This window comes from Streptococcus suis (assembly GCF_019794555.1).
Lineage (GTDB): Bacteria > Bacillota > Bacilli > Lactobacillales > Streptococcaceae > Streptococcus > Streptococcus suis_AB.
On record NZ_JAIMEP010000012.1, the window covers coordinates 41,012 to 53,435 of the forward strand.

9 protein-coding genes and 2 pseudogenes are annotated in these 12,424 nt (G+C 44.5%); 10 read left to right on the forward strand and 1 reads right to left on the reverse strand.

All coding sequences use genetic code 11. From position 1 onward, the window contains the following. The first annotated feature begins 4 nt into the window (after positions 1-4). The 9 genes and pseudogenes from fabG to K6V48_RS12095 all read left to right on the forward strand — a co-directional run. Positions 5-739: a 3-oxoacyl-[acyl-carrier-protein] reductase gene (gene fabG, locus K6V48_RS06595; RefSeq protein ID WP_222368626.1), complete on the forward strand. Its 735-nt coding sequence runs from the start codon at positions 5-7 to the stop codon at positions 737-739. Between the two features lie 25 nt (positions 740-764). Continuing rightward, entirely contained in the window at positions 765-2,000 is a 1,236-nt protein-coding gene (fabF, locus tag K6V48_RS06600; protein ID WP_105127051.1) for a beta-ketoacyl-ACP synthase II, read from the forward strand. Next, positions 2,001-2,477 (forward strand): acetyl-CoA carboxylase biotin carboxyl carrier protein, encoded by a 477-nt coding sequence (gene accB / locus K6V48_RS06605; RefSeq protein ID WP_105127052.1) that lies wholly within the window; start codon positions 2,001-2,003, stop codon positions 2,475-2,477. It abuts the gene before it with no gap. Continuing rightward, positions 2,474-2,896 (forward strand): 3-hydroxyacyl-ACP dehydratase FabZ, encoded by a 423-nt coding sequence (gene fabZ, locus K6V48_RS06610; protein WP_044773819.1) that lies wholly within the window; start codon positions 2,474-2,476, stop codon positions 2,894-2,896. Before accB ends, fabZ begins: the two co-directional genes overlap by 4 nt. A gap of 24 nt (positions 2,897-2,920) precedes the next feature. Next, on the forward strand, positions 2,921-4,294 hold the full coding sequence (locus K6V48_RS06615; RefSeq protein WP_222368628.1) for an acetyl-CoA carboxylase biotin carboxylase subunit: 1,374 nt from the start codon (positions 2,921-2,923) through the stop codon (positions 4,292-4,294). Between the two features lie 14 nt (positions 4,295-4,308). Beyond that, complete coding sequence (gene accD / locus K6V48_RS06620; protein WP_222368631.1) at positions 4,309-5,175, forward strand: acetyl-CoA carboxylase, carboxyltransferase subunit beta; 867 nt, start codon at positions 4,309-4,311, stop codon at positions 5,173-5,175. Next, a complete protein-coding gene (locus tag K6V48_RS06625; protein ID WP_172071796.1) occupies positions 5,172-5,945 on the forward strand; it encodes an acetyl-CoA carboxylase carboxyl transferase subunit alpha in 774 nt (257 codons plus the stop codon). The genes accD and K6V48_RS06625 overlap by 4 nt, the downstream gene beginning before the upstream one ends. A 170-nt stretch (positions 5,946-6,115) precedes the next feature. Further along, positions 6,116-6,963, forward strand: a protein-coding gene (locus K6V48_RS06630) for an IS630 family transposase (protein WP_222368634.1) whose coding sequence is annotated in 2 segments (ribosomal slippage) — positions 6,116-6,419 and positions 6,419-6,963 — 849 coding nt in all. Because the reading frame shifts where the segments join, the coding sequence is not laid out codon by codon here. Between the two features lie 769 nt (positions 6,964-7,732). Further along, positions 7,733-7,867, forward strand: a pseudogene (locus tag K6V48_RS12095) (KxYKxGKxW signal peptide domain-containing protein); the annotation flags it as partial. Positions 7,868-8,364: 497 nt separating this feature from the next. Here K6V48_RS12095 and K6V48_RS06640 read toward each other — a convergent pair. Then, the gene (locus K6V48_RS06640; RefSeq protein WP_222368636.1) at positions 8,365-8,637 is read right to left on the reverse strand and encodes a hypothetical protein; all 273 of its coding nucleotides are present in this window, start codon (positions 8,635-8,637) and stop codon (positions 8,365-8,367) included. A gap of 1,180 nt (positions 8,638-9,817) precedes the next feature. Between K6V48_RS06640 and K6V48_RS12100 the strand changes: the two are divergent. After that, positions 9,818-12,046 (forward strand): annotated as a pseudogene (locus tag K6V48_RS12100) (hypothetical protein); the annotation flags it as partial. Positions 12,047-12,424 lie beyond the last annotated feature (378 nt).

Here is a 12,424-nt window from a genome sequence, read left to right on the forward strand (position 1 = left end):
AATCATGGAACTTACCAATAAAAATGTGTTTGTGACGGGTTCAAGTCGTGGAATCGGCTTGGCCATTGCCCATAAGTTTGCTAGCCTTGGTGCCAATGTGGTGCTAAATGGTCGTGGTCGGCTGGGGCAGGACTTGCTAGACAGCTTTTCAGACTACGGTGTTAAAGTGGTGGCGATTTCAGGAGATATTTCAAGCGCGGAAGATGCCAAACGAATGGTGGCAGAAGCAATCGAAACACTCGGAAGCGTGGATATTTTGGTTAATAATGCAGGTATTACCAAAGATGGAATGGCTCTTCGTATGACAGAAGAGGATTTTGATACGGTTCTAAAGGTAAATCTTACTGGAACTTTTAATATGACGCAGGCTGTTTTGAAACCAATGACAAAGGCTCGAGAGGGAGCTATCATCAATCTGTCAAGTGTATCTGGCTTGATTGGAAATGCTGGACAGGCCAACTATGCTGCTTCAAAGGCAGGTGTGATTGGATTTACCAAAGCCATTGCCCGTGAGGTTGCTGGGCGAAATGTTCGTGTCAATGCGATTGCGCCGGGCTTTATCCAGTCTGATATGACAGATGTACTATCTGACAAGATTAAAGAAGCTATGATTGCACAAATTCCTATGAAACGCTTTGGTGCGACGGAAGAAGTAGCAGATGTAGCTGTATTCCTTGCCAAGCAAGAATATCTGACAGGTCAAGTGATTGCTGTTGACGGTGGCTTGACCATGCAGTAAGTTTCCTAATGAGAAAGGGTTGAAAATGACAAAATTAAATCGTGTAGTAGTAACAGGCTACGGTCTGACATCTCCAATCGGAAATACGCCAGAGGAATTCTGGGATAGCTTGGTCAATGGTAAGATTGGTATCGGAAAGATTACCAAGTTTGATACTAGTGAATACACTGTCCATAATGCGGCCGAAATTAAGGATTTTCCTTTTGATAAATACTTTGTAAAAAAAGATACAAATCGCTACGATAACTACTCACTCTATGCTCTTTATGCGGCTCGAGAGGCCGTAGCCAATGCCAATCTCAATACAGAAGCGGTTGACAGTGACCGTTTTGGCGTTATCTTATCAACGGGTATCGGTGGAATTTTGGAAATTGAAGAGCAAGTGGCTCGTATGAACGAAAAGGGACCAAAACGTATTCGTCCCATGGCTCTTCCAAAGGCCTTACCAAACATGGCGGCTGGTAATATTGCTATGCAGGTCGGTGCAAATGGTGTCTGCAAGTGTGTCATCACAGCCTGTGCTTCGTCAAACGATGCCTTGGGTGAAGCCTTCCGTGAAATCAAGTTTGGTTTCCAAGATGTGATGCTGGCTGGTGGAGCAGAAGCAGCCATTACTCCGTTTGCAATTGGTGGTTTCCAAGCTTTGACAGCTATGTCGACTACTGAGGATCCAGAACGTGCGTCTATTCCATTTGACAAGGACCGCAATGGTTTTGTCATGGGAGAGGGTTCCGCGGTCTTAGTATTGGAAAGTTTGGAACATGCAGAGGCGCGTGGGGCGACGATTTTGGCTGAAATCGTTGGTTATGGAAATACCTGCGATGCTTACCACATGACTTCGCCACATCCAGAAGGTCTGGGTGCTATTAAGGCCATGAAGTTGGCCATTTCAGAAGCAGGTTTAGAGCCAGCTGATATTGACTACATCAATGCCCATGGTACTTCGACACCGGCTAATGAAAAAGGGGAAAGCCAAGCTATCGTATCCGTCTTCGGCAAGAATACACCAGTTTCTTCTACCAAGTCCTTCACTGGTCACTTGTTGGGGGCAGCGGGTGCAGTTGAGGCGGCAGCTGTCATTGAGGCTATGCGTCATTCTTACGCACCAAAGACAGCTGGTACGACAGAATTATCTGACTACATTGAGGCGGATGTCATCTTTGGTCAAGGTCGTGACATGGAAATCCGTCATGCCATTTCAAATACATTTGGCTTTGGAGGTCACAACTCGGTGATTGCTTTCAAACGTTGGGAGGCTTAAGTGAATATTACAGAAATAAAGGACTTGATGAGTCAGTTTGACCAGTCAAGTCTGCGAGAATTTTCATATAGCAATGCTGGGGAAACCTTGCATTTCAGTAAAAATCAGCAGGCGATAGCGGCTCCGAGTCCAAAGGTAGAAGCTCCGCTTGCTCCAGTAGTTGCAGCAAGTTCAGCCCCTGTACAGACAATTGAGATTAGTGAGGCAACTCCAGTAGAAGTTAGCTCAAGCCCTGTGGCAGAGGGCGCAGTGGTGGAAAGTCCTCTGGTCGGCGTGGCTTATTTGTCACCAGCCCCTGACAAGCCAGCATTTGTAGCAGTCGGTGATACGGTCAAAAAAGGTCAGACCCTCATGATTATCGAAGCCATGAAGGTCATGAACGAAGTGCCAGCAGACCGTGACGGTGTGGTCACAGAGATTTTGGTGGCCAACCAAGACGTTGTAGAATTTGGACAAGGACTGGTACGCATCAAATGATTGATATAGTAAAAATTAAAGAGGCTCTTCCTCATCGCTACCCTATGCTACTGGTCGATCGTGTCCTTGAAGTATCAGAAGATGAGATTGTCGCCCTTAAAAATGTGACCATTAACGAGCCCTTCTTCAACGGGCATTTCCCAGACTATCCTGTTATGCCTGGAGTTCTCATCATGGAGGCTTTGGCTCAAACCGCAGGTGTCTTGGAGTTATCCAAGGAAGAAAACAAGGGGAAGCTGGTTTTTTATGCCGGCATGGACAAGGTTAAATTTAAGAAGCAAGTTGTACCTGGTGACCAGTTGATCATGACAGCTAAATTTGTCAAACGCCGTGGAACCATCGCAGTCGTTGAAGCAAAGGCAGAGGTGGACGGAAAACTGGCTGCGTCGGGGGTACTAACCTTTGCCATTGGAAATTAGTATCTAAAGGAGATAGGATTCATCATGTTTGAGAAGATTTTAATTGCCAATCGTGGTGAGATTGCGGTGCGTATCATTCGTGCGGCCAGAGAGCTGGGGATTGCGACGGTAGCTGTCTATTCAGAGGCTGACAAGGAAGCTCTCCACACCATGTTGGCAGATGAGGCTGTCTGTATCGGCCCAGCCCGTTCGACAGACTCCTATCTCAATATGCAGGCAGTCATCTCGGCGGCTGTTGTGACAGGTGCCCAGGCCATTCATCCTGGCTTTGGATTTTTGAGTGAAAACTCCAAATTCGCCACCCTCTGTGAAGAGGTTGGTATCAAGTTCATCGGACCTTCTGGGACGGTCATGGATACCATGGGCGATAAAATCAATGCCCGAGCAGAGATGATTAAGGCTCAGGTGCCTGTTATTCCAGGATCAGACGGTGAAGTTTTGACTAGCCAAGAAGCCCTTGAAATCGCTGAAAAGATTGGCTACCCTGTCATGCTCAAAGCATCGGCAGGTGGAGGCGGCAAGGGGATTCGTAAGGTGGAAAAAGCTGAAGACCTAGTGCCTGCCTTTGAATCAGCTTCCAACGAAGCCAAGGCAGCCTTTGGCAACGGAGCCATGTATATGGAGCGTGTCGTCTATCCAGCCCGCCATATCGAAGTACAGATTTTGGCAGACCAACACGGTCATGTCATTCATCTAGGAGAACGGGATTGTTCCCTTCAACGCAATAACCAAAAAGTTTTAGAGGAAGCTCCGTCTATTGCTATCGGTCAGACCATGCGGGACCGTATCGGTCAAGCAGCTGTGCGGGCTGCCCAGTCAGTCGGCTATGAAAATGCAGGAACCATTGAGTTCCTTTTGGACGAAGCCAAGGGCGAATTTTACTTCATGGAAATGAACACACGGGTGCAGGTAGAACATCCTGTTACCGAATTTGTGACTGGTGTGGATATTGTCAAGGAGCAGATTAAAATAGCAGCTGGTCAGGAACTCAGTGTCCGCCAAAAAGATTTGCAGATTACAGGCCATGCCATTGAATGCCGGATCAATGCTGAAAATCCAGCCTTTAACTTTGCTCCAAGTCCAGGTAAGATTTCCAACCTCTACCTGCCAAGTGGTGGGGTCGGTCTGCGTGTTGACTCGGCAGTTTATCCTGGCTACACCATTCCGCCTTACTATGACTCTATGATTGCTAAGGTTATTGTGCATGGAGAAAACCGTTTTGAAGCCCTAATGAAAATGCAACGTGCACTTTATGAACTAGAGATTGAAGGAGTGGTAACCAATACGGACTTCCAGTTGGACTTGATTTCTGACAAACGTGTTGTGGCTGGTGATTATGATACAGCCTATCTTATGGAAGAGTTTTTACCGCGCTATCAGGAAGAATTAAAAAAGTAAATTAGGAGAGAAGTATGGCTTTGTTTCGTAAAAAGGATAAGTATATTCGCATCAGTCCCAATCGTTCACGGATAGAAAAGGCAATTCAAACAAAGCCGGAAGTGCCAGATGAACTCTTTTCGAAATGTCCTGCTTGTAAAGAGATTTTGTACAAACGAGATCTTGGACCAGAAAAAGTCTGTCACCATTGTTCATATAACTTTCGGATTACAGCCCATGAACGTCTGAATTTGATGATAGATGAGGGAACATTTGAGGAATTATTTACAGGAATTGACACGAAAAATCCGCTTGATTTTCCAAATTATCTTGAAAAGCTATCTGAAACTCGTCAGAAAACGGGACTGGATGAGGCAGTATTGACTGGTAGGGCGAAAATTGGTGGTCATTCAGTAGCTTTGGGAATTATGGACTCAAACTTTATCATGGCCTCTATGGGAACGGTGGTCGGTGAGAAAATCACTCGTCTTTTCGAGCTCGCTATGGAAGAGCGACTCCCAGTTGTCCTCTTTACCGCATCTGGCGGTGCTCGGATGCAGGAGGGCATTATGAGTCTAATGCAAATGGCCAAAATTTCAGCTGTAGTAAAACGTCATTCTAATGCGGGTCTCTTTTACTTGACGGTCTTGACTGACCCTACAACAGGAGGTGTGACGGCTAGTTTTGCTATGGAAGGTGATATTATCTTGGCTGAGCCACAGACCTTGGTTGGATTCGCAGGGCGGCGCGTGATTGAGTCAACAGTACGGGAAAATTTGCCAGATGATTTCCAGAAGGCTGAATTTTTACAAGAACATGGCTTTGTTGATGCCATTGTCAAACGCCAGGATTTACCAGCGACCATTAGTTGCTTGCTGAGAATGCATGGAGGTGTGAGATGACCAGTGATATTGCACGTATGATCCGTTTGGCCCGTGATCAGGCACGCTTGACAACCTTAGACTATGCCACACAACTCTTTGATGATTTTATTGAGTTACATGGTGATCGGAATTTCCGCGATGATGGAGCGGTTGTCGGTGGTATCGGCTTTTTAGCAGGTCAGCCGGTGACAGTCATCGGTATCCAAAAAGGGAAGAATCTCCAAGACAACCTCAAACGCAACTTCGGACAGCCCCACCCTGAAGGCTACCGCAAGGCCCTTCGCCTTATGAAGCAGGCTGAGAAGTTTGGGCGTCCCGTTGTCACCTTCATCAATACCGCAGGTGCCTATCCCGGTGTCGGTGCCGAGGAGCGTGGGCAGGGCGAGGCCATTGCCCGTAACCTCATGGAGATGAGCGACCTCAAGGTGCCCATTATCGCCATCATCATCGGTGAGGGAGGATCAGGTGGGGCTCTTGCTCTGGCAGTCGCAGACCAGGTCTGGATGCTGGAAAACTCTATGTACGCCGTCCTCAGCCCTGAAGGTTTTGCCTCTATCCTCTGGAAAGACGGCAGTCGGGCCATGGAGGCGGCAGAACTCATGAAGATTACTTCTTATGAGTTGGAGAAACTCCAAGTGGTCGATCGGGTGGTTTTGGAAAATGGCAGAGCGACCAAGGAAGTCTTGGTTGACCTCAAGGAAAACCTCATTAGTCAGTTGGATCAGTTACAAGACTTGCCACTTGATGAGCTACTCGAAAACCGCTATCAACGCTTTAGAAAATACTAGGAAGACCTAGTGTTTTTTTGTTGGTATTCTTCTAGGAGAGTCTCCGTTAGTGGCCATTAATACAGAACCTGAACAAGAAGGTATGGACATGGTCTACATGGAGAAATGAATTTTGGAGAAATATATAGCGAAATGAAACAAAAACAGTACATTTGTGGTATAATGTATTTATGGCATATTCATTAGATTTTCGTAAAAAAGTTCTCGCATACTGTGAGAAAACCGGCAGTATTACTGAAGCATCTGTTGTTTTCGATATTTCACGCAACACCATCTATCAATGGCTAAAATTAATGGAGAGTACAGGTGAGCTTCATCACCAAGTTAAGGGAACCAAACCAAGAAAAGTTGATAGAGCAAAATTAAAGAACTATCTTGAAGCTCATCCGGATGCTTTTTTGACTGAAATAGCTTCTGAATTTGGCTGTCATCCAACAGCTATTCATTACGCTCTCAAAGCTATGGGATATACTCGAAAAAAAAGAGCTGTACCTACTATGAACAAGACCCTGAGAAAGTAAATCAGTTCCTAAAAGAATTTAATAACTTAAGTCACCTGACACCTGTTTATATTGATGAGACAGGGTTTGAGACATATTTTCATCGAGAATATGGTCGATCTTTGAAAGGTCAGTTGATCACAGGTCAGGTCTCTGGAAGAAGATTCCAGCGGCTATCTTTAGTCGCAGGTCTTATAAACGGTGAGATTATAGCCCCAATGACCTACAGAGAAACCATGACTAGTGACTTTTTCGAAGCTTGGTTTAAAACATTCTTACTACCCACTTTAGATAGACCATCTGTTATCATTATGGACAATGCAAGGTTTCATCGGATGAGTCAGCTAAAAGAGTTATGCAAGGAGCAGGGTCATAGACTTTTACCACTTCCTCCTTACTCACCTGAGTATAATCCCATTGAGAAAACATGGGCTCAAATGAAAAAACACCTCAGAAAAGTATTGCCAAATTGCGATACTTTTCTTGAGGCACTTTTGTCCTGCTCTTGTTTCAATTAACTATAAAAACGTTTCTGTTAGTCAGTTGGATTAACGGAAACGTTTTTTATTTTAATTTAATTCTGATTTATCAGGTAAAAGTATTGCTAGAAAAGTGGTGGGGAATCAACATAGACCGGACTAGTGAGCGCATAATAAAATCAACATCCTGATTTTCTAATTCTCGGATGATTTGAAGAGAAGTTTTTTGGGTGGTTGTGATACTGGTGTGACCGAACCGTGTAGCGACATTAGTGATGGATACTCTCATCTATTATATTTTGAAATGACAAAAACTTCTCTAAGCCGAGCATACCAATGGTTTAGAGAAGTTTTTTATCTAAAATACCTACTTTTCTCGATTTTAACGATTGTAAAAAATTTTTCATTAATAATCTGATATTTATTTCAGACTCTCAATGTCTAATCTAATTCATCGGTAATAGCGGTCTGAGTATAATTTGGTAGGTAAGCAAAACTGAAAAGTATTAAGGCATATGACAGTATTGTTTTAATGAGTTCAGTACAAATAGCAAAATTGTTTTTTGTTTATTAATACTTAATTTTGAACTCTCAAGGAATTGCATCACATTTACACTTCCACAATAAGACAATGTGTAATATCTTTTTTACCGAAATTTTACAAGAGTATAAATATATTAATATTGAAAAACCAATTCAGAAAAAATCAAAATATTTTCAAAAAATGGACAAAAACCATCACAAAGTCCATATTTATTTTTCACTAAAGTTATACAATAAAACTTAACGTTAAAAAGGGAGATATTTTATGCGTCGAAAGCAATTTAACAAAGATTTTGATGAAGTTTCGCGCAAGACGCGCGTTAAAATGCATAAATCTGGAAAAAACTGGGTTAAGACAATAGTGTCTCAACTCGGTCTTTTTCGCGTATCTAGAGCAGGGCAATCAGCTCCTGTTCGTGTTAAACTTGAAAAACAAGATACTTTAAACACTAACAGTCTTGGTTATCTTAAGAGTGTCATGACAGCTGGTGTCCTTGTTGGTGGATCAGCGGTTTTACATACCACAACTTATGCTGATGAAATAACTGCCGAAGTGGCTAGTGAAACACAAACAGGTGAGACTTTAATAAGTCAAGAAATTGTTGAAATAGTTACTTCTGAAGTTACTGTAGATAATGATCTTGACTCGGTTAGTCAAAATTCTTCAGCATTTGAGTTAAGGGATGAGAGTTTGAATAACTCAAACAGCTTGTTAAACGAGTCGTCAGGAGATGCACTCGTATCTGAGTCTGTGTCGGTATCAGAATCTACAAGCGCATCCGAGTCTGTGTCGGTATCAGAATCTACAAGCGTATCTGAGTCAGTGTCGGTATCAGAATCTACAAGCGCATCTGAGTCTGCTTCGGCTTCAGAATCTACAAGTTTTTCGGAGTCAGTTCATTTTTCAGAATCTGAATCAGCATCATCTTTAGAAGTAGTAAATGAGAAAAGTACCAGTTCGGAGACAGGTAGCTCAGTATCAAGCTCAACAAATGTTGATACATTTGATACTATTGTAAAAACGGAGGAGACTCCTTCACTTGAATCAGTCAGTGTAACTGATACAACTATTGAAAACCAAACTCTGGCCTCAACTAGTGAAAATATTTCTTTAACAATAGAAGAAGCTAATATTGTTGCTGAAAATACAGCAACAGCTGCTGTAGCCACAACAATAGCTCTTGCCCCATCTACTGGTAGTTCTGAAAATTCAGAGACTGAAAGTGCAATTGATGCTGCACTAGACTACAGTAAGCTAGATCAAGCCATCCTAGCTCTGGAAGATGCTTTATCAAAACTGGTACCTATTTCTGTAGACACAAGTAGTAGTCAATATGCTAAATACCAGACCGCACTAGCTAATGCTCGGCTTGCTTTAGATGCCGCTCAAACTCTTCGTAGCACCAGTGATACGACTCAAAGCCAATTAGATAGTCAAGCTTTAAAAGCTGCTCAAGCGGCTGTGACACTAGCTGGCCGTTATAGTCAGTTGGTACCATCAGCTAGCACTGTAGAAGGTAGTGGTTCCCGAGCTATCGTTAACAATGGTCAAACAGCCAATGTCATCTATGGCGATTACTATACTTGGCCAAACTACTACAATGGTGTATCGGGACTGGCCTTAGGTCCAGATCGTGATATAAACGACACCAACCGTACTAAAACTTATACCAGTGCTCTAGATACTCCAGGAGTCTTCACCTTTGATTCGGACTTCACCTATAGCATCGATATTGCCAATATGAACGTTGGAGCTAGTTCAACTTCCTTCGGGTGGGGTTTTGTCTTTACAGATGCTAATGTCGATCCTAATAGTGTCTTAGCTTCTGGTGGCATTTTACGTGACTCGGGTCTAGCCGATATCTTTGGTTTTAAAATCGATACCAATAGTTTGATGCAGGATCAGACCGATAAGACAGTTTCTCTAAGTCCAGGGACAGGTCGTATAGCTTATGGTGGCTTTATGTATAATACTAGTACCGGGTCAACACAGTATATTACAAGCGGTGTTACAATTACTAACACCAATAAGACAACTGGTAGGACGACAACTGACCTGCGGCCGACTGAGAATCCAACTAAAAGATTAGCGATAACTCAATCTAAGTTTTACTACACGGGTTCAAATGTTAATAATGGTTATTATGGTGAGCAGTTTAACCCTATCACCTTTAGTTTCTCTAGGGCGACTAATACCTTGTCGGTCAATTACATGGGGCGGACTTGGTCGACTAATATCAGCCAGTTTAACATTGACCCTTCAAAAGAGTATAATTTCTTAATTACTCAAGAAAAATTTGCGGATACTGAGTCCCACCTGATTAAGATGCCTGCAAACACAATCACAGAATCTCAGAGCGAGTCGGCTTCTGTGGTTCAATCAGAATCCGCGAGCAATTCAGTGTCGACTTCAACCAGTTCATCAGTCAGAGCATCAACTTCAGCCAGTGCTTCAGTATCAGCTAGGGCTTCAGCATCGGCAAGTACTTCAGCCTCGACAAGTGCCTCAGCGTCAGCTTCGACAAGTGTCTCTGTCTCAACTAGAGCCTCAGCAAGTGCCTCAGCGTCAACGTCAGCGTCAGCAAGTATATCAGCATCAGCATCTGAGTCAGTAAGTGCATCAGCATCAGCGTCTGAATCAACATCAGCTTCTGCGTCAGCGTCAGCATCTGAGTCAGCGTCAGTTTCTGAGTCAGCATCAGCGTCTGAATCAGTATCGGTATCTGCCTCAGCGTCAGCATCAGTTTCTGCATCAGCATCTGAGTCAGTAAGTGTATCTGAGTCAGCGTCAGCATCAGTATCTGAGTCAGTAAGTGCATCAGCGTCAACGTCTGAATCAGTAAGTGCCTCAGCGTCAGCGTCTGAATCAGTATCAGCATCTGAGTCAGCGTCAGTTTCTGCATCAGCATCTGAATCAGTATCAGCGTCTGAATCAGTATCAGCATCTGAGTCAGTAAGTGCATCTGAGTCAGCGTCAGTCTCTGCCTCAGCATCAGCATCTGAGTCAGCGTCAGTTTCTGAGTCAGCATCAGCGTCTGAATCAGTATCGGCATCTGCCTCAGCGTCAGCATCTGCATCAGCATCTGAGTCAGCGTCAGTCTCTGAGTCAGTAAGTGCCTCAGCGTCAGCGTCTGAATCAGTAAGTGCCTCAGCATCAGCATCTGAGTCAGTATCAGTATCTGCATCAGCATCTGAGTCAGCATCAGTTTCTGCGTCAGCATCGGTATCTGAGTCAGTAAGTGCGTCAGCGTCAGCGTCTGAATCAGTATCAGCATCAGCATCAGTATCAGCATCGGTATCTGAGTCAGTAAGTGCCTCAGCATCAGCATCTGAATCAACATCAGTCTCTGCCTCAGCATCTGAGTCAGCATCAGTTTCTGCGTCAGTCTCTGCCTCAGCATCTGAGTCAGCGTCTGAATCAACATCAGCATCAGTTTCTGCTTCAGCGTCTGAATCAACGTCAGTCTCTGCATCAGCCTCTGAATCAGCATCAGTCTCTGCATCAGCCTCTGAATCAGCATCAGTCTCTGCCTCAGCATCTGAATCAGCATCAGTTTCTGCCTCAGCATCTGAATCAACATCAGTCTCTGCATCAGCATCTGAATCAGTATCAGCGTCTGAATCAGCATCAGCGTCTGAATCAGTATCAGCATCTGAGTCAGCATCAGTTTCTGCGTCAGCATCGGTATCTGAGTCAGTAAGTGCGTCAGCGTCAGCGTCTGAATCAGTATCAGCATCAGCATCTGAGTCAGCATCAGCATCTGAGTCAGCGTCAGTTTCTGAGTCAGCATCAGCGTCTGAATCAGTATCGGTATCTGCCTCAGCGTCAGCATCTGAGTCAGCGTCAGTATCTGAGTCAGCATCAGCATCTGCATCAACATCAGTATCTGCATCAGCATCAGTTTCTGCGTCAGCATCAGCATCTGAGTCAGTAAGTGCCTCAGCGTCAGCGTCAGCATCTGAGTCAGCGTCAGTATCTGAGTCAGCATCAGCATCTGCATCAACATCAGTATCTGCATCAGCATCAGTTTCTGCATCAGCATCTGAGTCAGTAAGTGCATCAGCGTCAGCATCAGCATCTGAGTCAGTAAGTGCATCAGCATCAGCGTCTGAATCAGCATCAGTTTCTGCGTCAGCATCGGTATCTGAGTCAGTAAGTGCGTCAGCGTCAGCGTCTGAATCAGTATCAGCATCAGCATCTGAGTCAGCGTCAGTTTCTGAGTCAGCATCAGTATCTGAATCAACATCAGTTTCTGCGTCAGTATCAGCATCTGAGTCAGTAAGTGCATCAGCGTCAGCGTCTGAGTCAGTAAGTGCCTCAGCATCTGCATCAACATCAGTATCTGCATCAGCATCAGTTTCTGCGTCAGTATCTGAATCAGTGTCAGCATCTGCGTCAGCATCAGTTTCAGCGTCAGCATCGGTATCTGAGTCAGTAAGTGCATCAGCGTCTGAATCAGTAAGTGCCTCAGCATCTGCATCAACATCAGTATCTGCGTCAGTATCTGAATCAGTGTCAGCATCTGAGTCAGCATCAGCATCTGAGTCAGTAAGTGCCTCAGCGTCAGCGTCAGCATCTGAGTCAGCATCAGTATCTGAATCAGTATCAGCATCTGCATCAGCATCTGAGTCAGCATCAGTATCTGCGTCAGCGTCTGAATCAGTATCAGCGTCTGAATCAGTATCAGCATCTGAGTCAGTATCAACATCAGTCTCTGCATCAGCGTCTGAATCAACATCAGTTTCTGCATCAGCATCTGAATCAGCGTCAGTATCTGCGTCAGCGTCTGCATCAGTATCAGCGTCTGAATCAGCGTCTGAATCAACATCAGTTTCAGTATCAGCGTCTGAATCAGCGTCAGCATCTGAGTCAGCATCAGTCTCTGCATCAGCGTCTGAGTCAGCATCAGTATCTGCGTCAGCGTCTGAATCAGTATCAGCATCTGAGTCAGTATCA